Below are 13,769 nucleotides of genomic sequence, written 5' to 3' on the forward strand. Positions count from 1 at the left end.
GGGTTGGGACGCGGGACCGCCATGCTTCGAACGGTCATCGCCGGTAGGCGAGCCGTCTTGGGAGAAAGTTATTTCTTGGTATAGACGCCCGGAACGATCGGCTGCTCGGCGGGGACTTCCTCGCCGGCAATGACCTTGACGGCAGTCTCGACGGCGGTCTTGCCCATCTGATCGGGGAACTGCTGGATCACACCGACCATGACCGGATTGCTGTCGACGGCCTTGCGCGCCTCTTCCATTCCATCGAAGCCGATGACCTTGACCTGCTCTTCCAGTCCGGCTGCCTTGACGGCGACGGCTGCGGCAAGAGCGGCGTCGTCGCCGAAGCCGAAGATACCGTTGATGTCGGGATTGGCCTGCAGCATGTTCTGCGCGGCGGCGAGTGCCTCGGCTCGGGTGATGCCGGTCTGCTGGGCGACGATCTTGACGTCCGGATGTTCGCCGATCGCCTTCTTGAACCCTTCGATGCGGTTCACGACGGACTGGACGGTCGGATAGTCGATGATCGCCACATTGCCCTTATCGCCGAGCTCCTTGGCCATCAGTTCGCCGGCCTTGACGCCGCCGGTGAAGTTATCGGTGCCGATATGCGAGGTAACCTTCACGCCTGCGGCCGGCACGTCGACGGTGATGACCTTGATGCCTGCCTTCTCGGCCTTGGCGATCGCGGCCACGACGCCCTGGCTGTCGACCGGCGAGATGATGATGACATCGACGCCCTTGACAATGAAGTCTTCGACGTCGGCGAGCTGCTTGTTGAGATCCTGATTGGCGATTGAGACCTCGAGCGGAACGTTCTTGGCCTTGGCTTCAGCCGTCATCGCATTGGCGAGCTCGATATAGAAGGGATGCTGCTGCGTCAGGAGCGAGGCGCCGATGCCTTCCGCATAGGCTGCGGCTGCGGACATGGAAAATGCTGCGGACAGTGCGAGCGCAGCGGCGATTTTCTTGATGGACATATTTCCTCCCCAGGAAAGATGGGCACGGGGCCTTTGATACTCTGCACCCGAGGCGGCCCTCCCAACCTCGAATGCGGTGGAGTATTAGAATATCAAGTTTACGCGTGTCAACTTTTAAATATGTACGAGAAAAGAAAAATATGATCGCGAGCGAATTGTCATTAAAGTTTGCCGATCCGGCACACTGGCAGGAGGCTGGGTGTTGCACACCGGTTTAATGAGGAAGGCTAGCGCGACCGGTGAGGCTTTTCCGGTGCGTTCGAGGCTATTCGGGCCGACCGAGACGGTTCTCGTCGTCGATCAAGGTGAGCAGTGCGGGAAGACTTTCACCCCAGGTCCAAAGAACGAGGTTCAGATCCTCTCTGGTTGCGCCGGGAGCGAAACTCCTGACGAGCAGGCCTTGATAGCCGGCGGCGACAAGCCGTCTGGCAAAACCCTGCGTTCTGGCTTCGCCACCTGATTTCATCTGATCGCGCCATGTCGCGTCTGAGATCGCGGCGGCACCCATTCCTTCGGCCTGAAGGGCATCTTCGTCGCGGCCGTCGAAGACGCGCTCGAAAACAGCTTCATATGAGACCAGTGTCGTCGGCTGCAGATTGCCGACCTGATTGGCTTCGCGCAACGCTGTAAGAACCGACAGGGAGGTATAGAGCGCCGGCATTCCCTTGGGGTTGAACCGGCCGCCGTAAAGTTCCGCTCCACGGCCTAAGAGCGGCTGCCGCGCATAGACCGGGTTCAGCGCCCGGTAGAGTTTTCCTTCATATCGCATCGGCCAGGGCTATGCATGAACGCCGGCATCGACCGCGTCGATATAGTCGAGGACCTCGTCAGCGCGTCCATCGCGAACCAGCTGCATGGCGGTCTGGCCGGAGAAGCCGGGCAAGGGCTCGGAGCGGTACCAAGCATAGGCCATCAATGCAGAGCCGAAGCGCGGCTCGACCTTGTTGACGACCTCGACCATCTCGCGCAGGCGCCGTTGCGTCTTGCCGGAGCGGATGCGGTCCTTGCGTTGGATAGCGTCCTTGCCGAGCCCGGTGGTACGGGCGATTTCCTCGCTTGTCGTCCGGAAAGCATCCGCAATCTTGCGTGGCGCGAAGAGCCCGTCGTCTGCATATTGGGCGAGACCCATTTCTCTCACTCCATGTTCGATTGCCAATTATTATGACGTTATATAGCGTCAGTAATGGCGGAATTCAACTGAATCAGCGAAGGGCGGGAAAGAGCGGGTTCTCTAAGTCGGTTTCGACGCGGGTTAAATTCTGCAGCCACTTGTCCGGAGGCAAATCGGGGCGCGGTGTTGTCGGAAATTCCCTCTGAGGAAAATTGCACACGCGTACATTCTGTCATTTGGCTGTTATGCGGCGCCCGTAAATCAAGCCTCGTTGATGATCCTTTCAACGCTTCCGCGGCCCCGGCACGACCGATCTTTGCGGCCCGGAAGACACCGTTTTCTTCTCGGGGGTTGGCTATGACCGTTCTTTCAACATGCAAGTCCGTCACGCTCGCGGCCGTTCTGTTGGCCTCGACCGCCGCATTCGCGTCTGCCAAGGACGTGACCATTTCCGTCTGGTCGGGCGGTTCCGGACCGAACGACAACTACCGCGTCGATGCGATCGAGATCGCCGCCGGCCTGCTCGAACATGAAGCCGCCGTGCGTGGCGAAGAACTGAATATCACCGTTCAGAAGACGCCCTATTCGGGCTGGGAGGAGTTCAAACAGGCCCTGACGCTTGCGGCCGAAGCCAAGAAGGCGCCGAACATCGTCGCCACCGGCCACGAAGACATCGGTCCCTGGGCACAGGCGGGTCTCATCGTGCCGGTCGAAGACTATATCGATCTCGATAGCTGGCCGATCAGCGACATCTATCCCAACCTGATGGAGATCTCGTCCTTCAACGGCGCTGTCTACGGCATACCGCAGGACGCCGAATCCCGACCGTTCTTCTTCTGGAAGCCTCACATGAAGGCGATCGGCTACAGCGATGCCGATATCGAAGCCCTGCCGGCCAAGGTCGAAAGCGGCGAATATTCGCTGAAGAACGTGCTGGAAGACGCCAAGAAGATGCAGGATGCCGGTCTCGTCCAGGCGGGCTACGGCTTTTATCCGCGCACCAACAACGGCCCGGACTATTGGCAGTTCTACACTTCCTTTGGCGGCGTGATGGAGGAGGAGGGCAAGCTCGTCTTCGACAAGGCCGCGATGGCCCGCACCTATCAGTATTTCGTCGATCTCGTCGCGGCCGGCGTCACCAAGAAGAACCATATCGGCATGCCGGGCGATCAATGGTGGGCGGAAGTCGCGTCCGGCAAGGCCGGCATCTGGCATGGCGGCACCTGGCACTATGCACGCCTCGTGAACCAGGAAGGCCTTAAGGACTTCTTCGGCAATGTGCAGTTCACGCTGATCCCGGCGGGCGAGGGCGGCAAGGCCAATACGCTCACCCACCCGCTGACCTATCTCCTGATGGCCGGCCACGACGAGGAGACGACGCAGATCGCCGCCGATCTCGTCAAGATCGCGTCTGAACCGCGCATCAACGCGCTGCACGCCATCAAGTCCGCCCATCTCGGCATTTCGGAAGCCGAGACGAAGGTCGATCTCTATGCTGCCGACCGCTGGGCGAGCGAGGCGACCGCCCGCCTGCTGCCGCATGCCAACGCCATGCCGAACAATGCGGATTTCGGCAAATACTGGACGATCATGTGGAAGAATTTCGAAGCAAGCTGGACCGGCGCCAAGACGGTCGATGCTGCCGTCAACGATGCCGAGGCGGAACTGAAGTCGACGCTCGGCGACGCCATCATCATCCGCTGACGCCGGCCGCGGGCGGCGTCTTACTCCGCCGTCCGCCTGCTTTGCTTCCAGGGCTTTTTCCATGAGAACATCGCGAACGCTCGGCCTCGTCATGATCGCGCCCGCGGCGATCATGATCCTGCTGTTCTACCTCATGCCGGTCATTCTCACCGGAGTCTTCTCGATGACCAATATGAGCACCGCGACGGGCATTTCCGGTGGCGCCTTTCAGGTCACGCAGGGCGCGGTGAACCGGCTGCGCACCGAAATGCCCGAGATCGCGGACGCCATTTCCGAACCGCGTTTCGTGATCGACGAGGCAGGCATCGCCGCGGTCGAGGCCGCCGGCCTTGCTTCGGCGATTGCCGCCGAGTTGCGGACGGAGCATCTGGGGGAGGTTCATGCGTCCCGGCGCGAGGCGGAGCGGATGATCAAGGCTCTCAAGGAGCGGCCATCGACGCGTCAGACCAAGCAGATTTCGGACTTCTTCAATCGCTCGGTCATCAATACCCGCTTTGAAAGCCGGGAAGCGCTGATGGAAGGGCTGAAAAAACTCGGCGTGACGCTGACGCCCGAGCAGCAGGAGGCAATGGCGAGAGCCACCTATACCGGCTGGGTCTGGACCACCGATAATTTCCGGGTCATCGGCAATTCTCCCGATATGGCCCAGGTCTTTGTCAACACCGCCTTCTATGTCGCGGTGACGCTGCTTCTGTTCAATGTCGGCTACGCGCTGTTCCTCGCCGTCACGACGCATTACATGCCGGCGACGACCGCATCCATCTTCCGGGCCATCTGGCTCCTGCCGCGCATCACGCCTGTCGTGATCTACGTGCTGATGTGGAAATGGCTCACCTGGGATAGCGGCTTCATCTCCATGTTCATGGGCCAGTTCGGCCATCCGCCCAAGAACTACCTGCTCGACAGTGCCTATAACGCCTGGTTCTTCGTGATCCTGATCAACGGCTTCATCGGCGCGTCCATGGGCATGCTGGTCTTCTCCTCGGCGATCAAGGCGATCCCCGAGGCGCAGTTCCATGCAAGCGAGGTGGATGGTGCCAGCCGCTGGCAGCAGATCCGCTATATCATCCTGCCGCAGCTTCGCTGGCCGATCCTGTTCGTGACCTGTTACCAGACGTTGTCGCTGCTCGCTTCCTTCAACGAAATCCTGCTTTCGACCCGCGGCGGGCCGGGGCGGGCGACCGAAGTGTGGTCGCTCGCCGCCTACCATACCGCGCTCCAGAACTATACCGGCAATCTCGAATACGGGCTTGGCGCCGCCATGGCGCTGGTCCTGGTGGTGATCGGTGTGATCCTCTCCCTCATCTACCTGCGCGTCTTCCGCTACGACACGCTGATCTCCAAGCCGTTGATCGAGGATTGATGATGGCCCAAAAGCGCCGCACCTCCGCGAACTTTTCCAGCCTGCCGGTGATCCTGCTGCTTGGGCTCATCAGCCTGCCACTGTTGCTGATGTATGCCTATCTGTTCATCGATACTGTCACGGATTCTCAGGCAGGTTCGCTGGTCCCCAGCCAATTCACGCTGCGCCACTGGAGCTTCCTCTGGGAAACCAAGACGGGCAAGCCGAACATCTGGCGCGTGACGTTCAACACCTTCATCTTCGCCAGCAGCATCACCGCGGTCATCCTCCTCGTTTCCTCGATGGCCGGCTATGTGCTGTCGCGCCTGAACGTGCCGGCGCGCGGCGTCTTCCTCGCAGGCGTCATGGTGCTGCACGCCTTCCCGTCTGTGACGCTGATCATCGCGATCTTCGTCGTGCTGCAGTGGATCGGGCTCTACAATTCGCTGATCGGGGTGATCCTGGTCAAGGCGGCGATCGATCTGCCGCTCGGCATCTGGCTCATGAAGGGTTTCTACGACACCGTCCCCTGGGAGATCGAGATGGCCGGCCTGGTGGACGGCGCTTCGCGCTTCACGGTGTGGCGCAGGCTGGTGCTGCCGCAGATCAAGCCGGCGATCATGGCGCTTGGCCTCTTCTCCTTCCTCACCGGCTGGAGCGAATTCATCCTGCCGCAGGTATTGGCGCCGGGGGCGCAGGTGCAGGTTCTGTCGGTCTATCTCGCAGGCCTGATCGTCGACGACAACAATTTCGATTTCGGGACCTTCAAGGCCGTTGGCGTCTTCTACGTCGTGCCGGTCCTCATCCTCTACGTCTTCTTCCAGAAGCATCTCATGAACATCTACGGCGGAGGCACCAAGGGCTGATGCGTATCCTGCTCGAAAAGTTTTCAAAAAGCTTCGGGTCTACCAAGGTTATCGAGGACATGGATCTCGACGTCGGCTCCGGAGAGATGCTGGCTTTGCTCGGCCCTTCCGGCTGCGGCAAGTCCACCACGCTGTTTTCGATCTGCGGCATCCATCGGCCGACTTCCGGCCGCATTCTCTTCGGCAACAAGGATGTCACCGACTTGCCGAGCCAGGAGCGCAATGTCGGCGTCGTCTTCCAATCCTATGCGCTCTATCCGCATATGACGGCTGCCGAGAATATCGGCTTTCCCCTGACGGTTCGGCGGGTGGCGACCGCGGAGATCAGGAAGCGGGTCGCGGAGATCGCCGCGCTCGTCCATATCGACAATCTGCTCGACAGGCGTCCATCGCAGCTTTCCGGCGGCCAGCAGCAACGCGTGGCGCTTGCCCGCGCGCTGATCCGCCGCCCGGACGTGCTGCTGCTTGATGAGCCGCTCGCCAATCTCGATGCCAAGCTGCGGCTCGAAATGCGCTCGGAAATCCGCCGGCTGCAGAAGGAGACGGGCATCACCGCCATACTGGTCACCCACGACCAGGTGGAAGCCATGTCGATGTGCGACCGCATCGCCATCATGAAGGCGGGCGAGATCGTCCAGATCGCCACGCCGTCCGAAATGTATAACGATCCGCGCACGGCTTTCGTCGCCGGTTTCCTCGGCAACCCGCCGATCTCCTTCCTGAAAGGCACGGCGGAGCAGGGCGAATTCGTGCTTGGCGATGGCAGTATCAGACTGCCGCTTGCGGCCCTTTCCGGCATGCCGGACGGCACGCCGCTGATGCTTGGCGTGCGGCCGGAGCATTTCGGCAATGGGGGCGATGTCCCGGTCACCGGACGGATTTCCTTCGCGGAGACGCAAGGCCGGGAAAACCTCTATGACGTGATGTTCGCGGACGGCTCGGTGCTGCGATCGATCCAGCCGGTGCGCGGCGATCTGAAGCCGGGCGACGACGTGCGCTGGAACCTCGACAGCAAGGCGGCCTTCGTCTTTGCCGAAGACGGCCGGAGGCTCTGACCATGCGGGATTTCACGGTGTTCATGGAGCGCTTTGGCTGGCCGGAAAACAAGGGAAGGCTGCCCTTTTGCATCGGTCATCGCGGTGCGAGCGGCCACATAACGGAAAACACGCTCGCGGCTTTCCGCAAGGCGGCCGAGCTCGGCGCCGAGATGTGGGAGCTCGACACCCAGATGACGGCCGACGGCGTGGTGGTGGTCTGTCACGACGATCATCTGGAGCGTGTCTTCGGCAAGGATTTGCATATTTCGCAAATGACATTCGCGGAGCTGCGCTCGGCCGTGCCGGCCGTGCCGAGTTTCGAGGAGGTTGCCGCGCTTGCCCGTGAGACGGGCTGCGGGCTCTATGTGGAGCTGAAGCGGCCGAGCACAGGCCCGCTCTGCTGGCGGCACCTGAAGGAGGTAGAGCAGCGCTTCGCCTGCCTCGGATCGTTCGATGTGGCGCAGGTGCGCGAATTGCGGGACATGGGCTGCGACTATCCGCTCTCGGTGCTGATCCGCGTTGGTCATGATCCGCACGAGCTCGGCGAGGAGGCCGGCGCCGATATCCTGCATCTGTGCTGGGAAAGGGCGAGCGACACGCCTCAGGAATTCGTCACCGGCGAACTGATCGAAAGGGCTTTTGCCGATGGCAAGGAGCTGGTGCTCTGGCACGAGGAGCGGCCGGAGGTGCTGAAGGACATCATGGCGCTGCCGGTTCTCGGCATCTGCACCGACCTGCCGGACCTGATGCGTGCGAAGGGGACGAATGGCGCGATCCGGGAGCAGCGCCGGGTTACCTCCTTCGATGTGGCGCGTGCGGCGGGCGTATCCCGCGCCGCTGTTTCGCGCGCCTTCACGCCAGATGCCAGCGTTTCTCCCAAGACGCGGGAAAAGGTCTTCCAGGCGGCCAAGGAGCTCGGCTATCGGGTGAATTATCTGGCGCGCAGTCTCACCAACAAGCGTTCCGATATCGTCGGTCTCGTGGCGGCGGGCTTCGACAATCCCTTTCGCATGCAGCAGATCGAGCACCTGGCGCGGGCGCTTCTGGCGCGCAATTTCCGGCCCATGCTGCTGCCGACCTCGAAGGAGGCGGATACGTCCGCCGTAATCGGCCAGTTGCTGCATTACGCCGTCTCGGGTGTCATCGTCACCTCCGATGCGCCGCCCTCCGACATCTGCGAGGAATGCGCCGCCGAAGGCGTTCCGATCGTGCTCATCAACAAGGGAGAGGATTTCCCCTTCGTCGACCGGGTTGTTTCGGATGACCGGATGGCGGGGCAGATGGCGACCAATCATTTGCTCGAAGCGGGCGCCGAACGGCTTGCGGTCGTGGCCGGCACCGCCGTCTCCTATTCCGCGCGGCGGCGGGCGGAAGCCTTCCTTGCGCGCTGCGCAGGGCTCGGTATCGAGGCGCGGCTGGTTCCGGTCCCGATCAACGGCTACAGGGATGGTTTCGAGGCGGCCGAGAGGATTCTGGAAATGGAAATCGACGGCGTCTTCTGCGTCAACGACTACATGGCCTGCGGGGTGTTGGACCGGCTGGCGCGCGATCTCGACCGAAGCGGCTCGCCGCCGGTGCGCATCATCGGCCATGACGACATTCCCCAGGCGAGCTGGGGCGCCTATGAACTCACCACTTTTCTGCAGCCTTGCGAAGTGCAGGCGGAACAGGCGCTCGATCTTCTGATCAGCCGGATCGCCGAACCGGAGGCGGTCGCACGGGTGGAGTTCACGCCGATCACGCTCATCAAACGAAGAAGCGCATAGATGGATTTCATGTTCGACAATTCGACCCTTCGGGCGCGAGCCGAGACCGCAGTATCGGTTGCGCGCCGGGTCGGCAAGGACGTGGCGCGGTTCCGCAGGGAGGCGATGCCCGGAACGCTTGAGGTGGAGAACAAGGGCCCGCAGGACTTTGTGACAATCGCGGACCGCCGCAGCGAAGAGGCAATTCGTTCCGCCTTGCTTGCGGCCTTTCCCGAGGATGCCTTCATGGGAGAAGAGGGTGGAGGGCGCTCCGGCGACGCCGGAACCTGGGTGGTCGATCCGATCGACGGCACGACCAATTTTATCCGCGGCTTCCGCCATTGGGGCGTGTCCATCGCCTTCGTCTCGGACGGCGAAATCCAGGTCGGCGTCATTTATGACGCGGCGCAAGACAGTGTTTTTCATGCGATCCGCGGCGAGGGCGCCTTCAAGGAAGGCGTGCCGATCGCTGCCGCGAGGACGACCGATCCCACACAGGCGATCGCCATCTTGGGGCACTCACGTCGCACGGAGTTCGAGGATTATCTTGCCATCTCCCGCCGGCTCTACGAACGCGGCATCGATTATAGGCGCATGGGGGCGGCGGCGATCGGTCTCGTTCGCGTGGCGGAGGGCATCGCCGATCTCTATTACGAGCGGCATCTTTCGGTGTGGGACATGCTGGCCGGCGTGCTAATCGCGCGTGAGGCGGGTGCGAAGGTGGCGGTTCCGTCGCTTGCCGAAATTCTGACAGGAGGCGGGCCGGTGGTCGCCCATGCTCCTCAGCTGGAAGCCGAATTCGCTTTCCTGATGGAGATGGAGGGCCTTTTGGAGGAGGCGGGTTAGGCCGCTTCCGCCAGCTTACTGTTCCATGCGCGTTCGGTGGCGGGGGCTTCGTCCGTGGTGATCTGGTCCGGCTTCAGCTCGATCAGCCCGGAAAACTCGCGCCATTCCGCATCGCTGAATCCGGTTTCCGGGTTCTTCAGATTGTAGGTCCAGGCATCGACGAGCTTACCATGGTCGTGGCAGAGGCCGATGAGATCGAGCCCGTCGCGAGCAGCCTGAAGAACGAGCTGCCAGGCGAGATAGATCGTATCCGGCTCGGTGGGGCCGGCGAGATCCGCGACAAGCTCGCGCTCGGCTGCCGTCAGTCCTTCGTGGCGATAGATTTCCACCAGTTTGTCGGTCGGATCTATGCCGCGCCGGAGACCGGGAAGGCGATCCTTCACTGCGAGCACGAGATCGAGGTCCGCCGCGCTGATGATGATCTGCGATCCGGCATCGCGGAAATGGTCTGCGATATGGTCCATGCCGCTCTCGCTCACCGTGGCGAAACCGTCCTTCATATCGAATTGCAGCAATGCATCCGGATGCGCTGCATCGAGCATGGCCGCAAGGTCCTCGCTCAGTGTCAGGTCATGACCGCCATCAATCATGCACAACCCGCGCAGTTCGGATACGGAGGCCTTGCGGACAAGTCCGTGCCCGGTCGTCTCGCCTTGGAGTTCTTCATCGTGGAGAACCACGAAACCGCCGTCGCCCCGGACCCTCAGATCGAGCTCCATCGAGGCGCCGAGCCGGAAGCCTTCGGCCATGGTTTGGCGGCCGAACAGCGGATCGGAAAAGCTGCGGCGCAGTCGATGCCACTTCAGCCGGGTCGGGTGCCCCAAATGGGTTATGGTCAGGCCGGGAAAGTCCGTCATGATGAGATCCGATCTCGCGAATGTTCATCCGGCGCAATGCTCTAGGCGCAGGATGTGTCATGCATGTAACAGCTATCGCGCATCCATGAGAATGCGCTAACCGCGACTGTCAAAGCAGTTTCGGCTTGGAGGGGGCGGGGCCGGAGGAGCGCCGTTCGACGAATGTCGAGGCGAGCAGAACCCGGCGGGCCGGCAGAAGGGACTCGCTTTCGGCGTTTATGCGTTCGATGAGCAGTCGCAGGGCGACCTCTCCCATTTCCACGCCGTGCACCTTCACGGTCGTTAGATTGGGCGCAATCTGGGTTGCCGCCGAAAAATCGCCGAAGCCGACTACCGACATATCCTCCGGAATCCGGTAGCCGAGAGCGAGCAATGCCGAGACGGCGGTGAGCGCCAACCCATCATGGGCGCAGAAAAGCGCCGTCGGCGCCGCACCTTTGGCTTGAAGATCTCGAAGCGCAGGGACGAACCCGTCATTTTCGTCGAACCACATCTGGTTGAGCTCGATGCCGCCATGCGCCTCGACGCGCTCCCGAAGGCCGTAATATCGCTCCAGCCGACCGCGGTAGCCCGGCATTCCATGGATGAATGCGATGCTTCGGTGGCCGAGGCCGATGAGATAATCCCCAACCGCGGCACCGGCCTCGTGATCGGTACCCCCGACATGGTCGGCGGCCTCCAGGGGATCGACCCAGCCCATGCGCACCGCCGGTACGCCGGACGCTCTTACGATATCCAGTGTGGCCTTCTCATGCGGGCCGACAAGTATGAGCCCGGCGCTGGTTTCGGCCATTTCGGCGACGCGCTCCACATCATGGGTCCATTGCAGCCGAATTTGTCTTCCGGTGCGGTGGGCTTCGCGCTGGACACCATCCTGTATCATGTGCCGCAGCTCGCTGTTTATGATGTCGACATCATGGAAGACGATGCCGATCTCGCTTTGCGGATCAGCCGAGCGGCTTCGCCTGTATCCCAGTTCCAGGGCTGCTGCTTCGACCCTCCGCCTCGTTTCGGCGCTGACGCCATCCTTTCCCGAAAGCGATCGGGATACGGCGAATTTCGAAAGCCCAGTGTGCCGGGCAATGATTTCCAAGGTCACTTTTGTCATCAGGGTTTCTCGGCGGTGGTTTTTTGCGGGGCGGATTCTCGGGCGCTGAAAATCCCAGCTTAGCCCTCTTTCCACAGAGGATGACGAAGTTTGAACATAACGCTTTACCTAACAAAAATATATCTTCAAGCTAACTTTATCGGAAATAGGAAGCTAACGAAAGCGCCGTTTTCGAGTCCGGTACGCAAGCGTCTTATGAGGAGGATGGCCGCGTACCCTCGTCGAGGAGGAACCCATGCGCGAATTCACTCGTCGTAATTTTCTGGCTGCGGGAACCGCAGCCGCCTTGTTGCCCTGCTTCCCGTCTCATGGCTTTGCAGCCGAACCCGTGGAGCCGGATACGCTGAAATCGCTTGTCGAAGCGGGCAAGCTTCCGCCGGTCGCCGATCGTCTTCCGATCAATCCAATGGTGGTTACGCCGCTGGAAAGGGTAGGCAAGCACGGCGGAGACTGGAACAGCGCCATCGTTGGCGGCGGCTCGCTTTCGATGCTGTTCCGGTACCAGGCCTATGAGCCGCTTTTACGCTATGCGCCCGATTGGTCCGGCGTGGTGCCGAACGTTGCCGAGCACTATGAAAGCAATGCGGAAGCGACGGAATTCACCTTCCGCCTGCGCAAGGGCATGAAATGGTCGGACGGCGCTCCGTTCACGACCGAAGACATCATGTTCTGGTACGAGGACGTATTCTCCTACGAGGGATTGAACGACGTCGGGCAGAACCATTTGACGGCCGGGGGCAAGCGTGCCCGTTTCGAAGCGGTGGACGATGTAACCTTCAAGGTCCTGTTCGAAAAGCCCAACGGTTTGTTTCCACTGCGTCTGGCCTGGGCAAACGACGATCAGACGACCCGCGCTCCGAAACATTATCTGAAGCAGTTCCACGCGAAATATAATCCCAATGCCGAGGAAGAGGCCAAGGCCAAGGGCGCTTCGGGCTGGATCCAGCTTTTCCAGCGCGAGGCAGGCCTTGTCGTCGACAACGAGTTCTTCCAGAATTCGAGGCGGCCGGTGATCCATGCGTGGAAGATGACGGTTGCGCCCGGCGAAACCACGGACCGCGCGATTGCCGAGCGCAATCCGTATTATTGGAAGGTCGATCCGCAAGGCAATCAACTGCCGTATCTCGACCGGATCGTCTATCAGATGGTCTCCGATCCGCAGGTGCTTCTGTTGAAGGCCATGCAGGGTGAAATCGACCTGATGGACCAATATATCGCCACTCCTGCCAACCGGGCCGTTCTTTACGATGCGCAGCAGCAGGGTGGCTTTGGTTTCTATACGCTGAACTCCACAGAAACCAACGAGATGGTGTTCCAGCTCAACCTCAACCATCCGGACGAGGCAAAGCGGAAGCTTTTCAACAACAGGGATTTTCGCGCAGCACTTTCCATGTCGCTCGACAGGCAGGCGATCATCGACACCGTGTTCATCGGGCAGGGAACCGTGTCTCAGCCGGCGATCCGGCCGGAGGATCCGCTCTACAATGAGCGGCTTGCGACGCAATATACCCAATACGATCCCGACGCCGCCAACGCGCTTCTGGATGCAATACTGCCGAACAAGGACGGTGAGGGCTTCAGGCTCGACGAGAACGGCCGAAGGGTGACGGTGATCTTCGAGATCGACCAGGCGCGCGCGACCTTCCTTGATATTTTCCAGCTGGCTCTGCCGATGTTCCAGGCGGTCGGGGTGGATGTCCAGATGCGGACGATGGATCGCTCGCTTTGGGAGGTGCGGGTGCGTCAAGGCATCGAATACGATGCGACGGCCCACCGGTTCGGTGGAAATGGCGGAATTGCCGCCATCCTCGACCCGCGTTACTTCCTGCCGAATACCACCGAGGCGCTCTATGCCAAGGGTTGGCAACTCTGGTATCGCGACCCGTCCTCCAAAGGTGCGGTCGAGCCGCCGCAGCCGGTTCGCGAGGCGCTGGCGCTCTACGATCAGGTTCTCGGCTCGCCCGATCCCGAAGAGCAGAAGCGGCTGATGGCGCAGATTCTCGAGAGTGCGGCGGACCAATTCTACGTATTCGGCATCTGCCTTCCAAGCGACAGCTACGGTGTGGTCAAGAACGACATGGTGAATGTCGCGAAAACCATGCCGAATTCCTGGGGCTATCCGACGCCGGCACCAGCCAATCCCGAGACCTTCTTCAAGGCCTGACCTCCCGCGCCGCCCCCGCCTCCGTGGGCG

General features: G+C 61.2%; 12 protein-coding genes and 1 pseudogene. 8 read left to right on the forward strand and 5 right to left on the reverse strand.

Features of this window, described 5'->3' with window-relative positions; translation table 11 throughout:
* Window positions 1–68: 68 nt before the first annotated feature.
* The 3 genes from ACE04I_RS06585 to ACE04I_RS06595 form a co-directional block, all read right to left on the reverse strand.
* Window positions 69–908: a substrate-binding domain-containing protein gene (locus ACE04I_RS06585; protein WP_487206855.1), complete on the reverse strand. Its 840-nt coding sequence runs from the start codon at window positions 906–908 to the stop codon at window positions 69–71.
* Window positions 909–1,224: 316 nt separating this feature from the next.
* Window positions 1,225–1,728 carry an RES family NAD+ phosphorylase gene (locus ACE04I_RS06590; RefSeq protein WP_046796499.1) on the reverse strand — a complete coding sequence of 168 codons (504 nt, stop codon included), beginning with the start codon at window positions 1,726–1,728 and terminating at the stop codon, window positions 1,225–1,227.
* Window positions 1,729–1,737: 9 nt separating this feature from the next.
* Window positions 1,738–2,088 (reverse strand): MbcA/ParS/Xre antitoxin family protein, encoded by a 351-nt coding sequence (locus tag ACE04I_RS06595; RefSeq protein WP_046796500.1) that lies wholly within the window; start codon window positions 2,086–2,088, stop codon window positions 1,738–1,740.
* 339 nt (window positions 2,089–2,427) lie between these two features.
* Here ACE04I_RS06595 and ACE04I_RS06600 point away from each other — a divergent pair, with 339 nt between their 5' ends.
* The 7 genes and pseudogenes from ACE04I_RS06600 to ACE04I_RS06630 all read left to right on the forward strand — a co-directional run bounded on the left by ACE04I_RS06600 (window position 2,428) and on the right by ACE04I_RS06630 (window position 9,610).
* A complete protein-coding gene (locus tag ACE04I_RS06600; protein WP_046796501.1) occupies window positions 2,428–3,774 on the forward strand; it encodes an extracellular solute-binding protein in 1,347 nt (448 codons plus the stop codon).
* A 61-nt stretch (window positions 3,775–3,835) separates the two neighbouring features.
* A complete protein-coding gene (locus tag ACE04I_RS06605; protein ID WP_046796502.1) occupies window positions 3,836–5,137 on the forward strand; it encodes a carbohydrate ABC transporter permease in 1,302 nt (433 codons plus the stop codon).
* 2 nt (window positions 5,138–5,139) lie between these two features.
* On the forward strand, window positions 5,140–5,982 hold the full coding sequence (locus ACE04I_RS06610; protein WP_046796503.1) for a carbohydrate ABC transporter permease: 843 nt from the start codon (window positions 5,140–5,142) through the stop codon (window positions 5,980–5,982).
* Entirely contained in the window at window positions 5,982–7,037 is a 1,056-nt protein-coding gene (locus ACE04I_RS06615) for an ABC transporter ATP-binding protein (protein ID WP_046796504.1), read from the forward strand. Before ACE04I_RS06610 ends, ACE04I_RS06615 begins: the two co-directional genes overlap by 1 nt.
* A 2-nt stretch (window positions 7,038–7,039) precedes the next feature.
* A pseudogene (locus ACE04I_RS06620) lies at window positions 7,040–7,771 on the forward strand (glycerophosphodiester phosphodiesterase); the annotation flags it as partial.
* Window positions 7,766–8,785: a LacI family DNA-binding transcriptional regulator gene (locus ACE04I_RS06625; protein WP_046796634.1), complete on the forward strand. Its 1,020-nt coding sequence runs from the start codon at window positions 7,766–7,768 to the stop codon at window positions 8,783–8,785. The pseudogene ACE04I_RS06620 and the gene ACE04I_RS06625, both read left to right, overlap by 6 nt.
* Window positions 8,786–9,610 carry an inositol monophosphatase family protein gene (locus ACE04I_RS06630; protein WP_487206783.1) on the forward strand — a complete coding sequence of 275 codons (825 nt, stop codon included), beginning with the start codon at window positions 8,786–8,788 and terminating at the stop codon, window positions 9,608–9,610.
* Here the strand turns inward: ACE04I_RS06630 and ACE04I_RS06635 are convergent.
* A complete protein-coding gene (locus ACE04I_RS06635) occupies window positions 9,607–10,467 on the reverse strand; it encodes a glycerophosphodiester phosphodiesterase (RefSeq protein WP_487206784.1) in 861 nt (286 codons plus the stop codon). The two genes, ACE04I_RS06630 and ACE04I_RS06635, sit on opposite strands and share 4 nt — an antisense overlap.
* Window positions 10,468–10,576: 109 nt before the next feature.
* Window positions 10,577–11,575, reverse strand: a complete 999-nt coding sequence (locus tag ACE04I_RS06640) for a LacI family DNA-binding transcriptional regulator (RefSeq protein WP_487206785.1) — start codon at window positions 11,573–11,575, stop codon at window positions 10,577–10,579.
* 235 nt (window positions 11,576–11,810) lie between these two features.
* Between ACE04I_RS06640 and ACE04I_RS06645 the strand changes: the two genes are divergently transcribed.
* Window positions 11,811–13,739 carry an ABC transporter substrate-binding protein gene (locus ACE04I_RS06645; protein ID WP_487206786.1) on the forward strand — a complete coding sequence of 643 codons (1,929 nt, stop codon included), beginning with the start codon at window positions 11,811–11,813 and terminating at the stop codon, window positions 13,737–13,739.
* Window positions 13,740–13,769 lie beyond the last annotated feature (30 nt).

It is taken from the genome of Rhizobium moroccans (genome assembly GCF_057559155.1).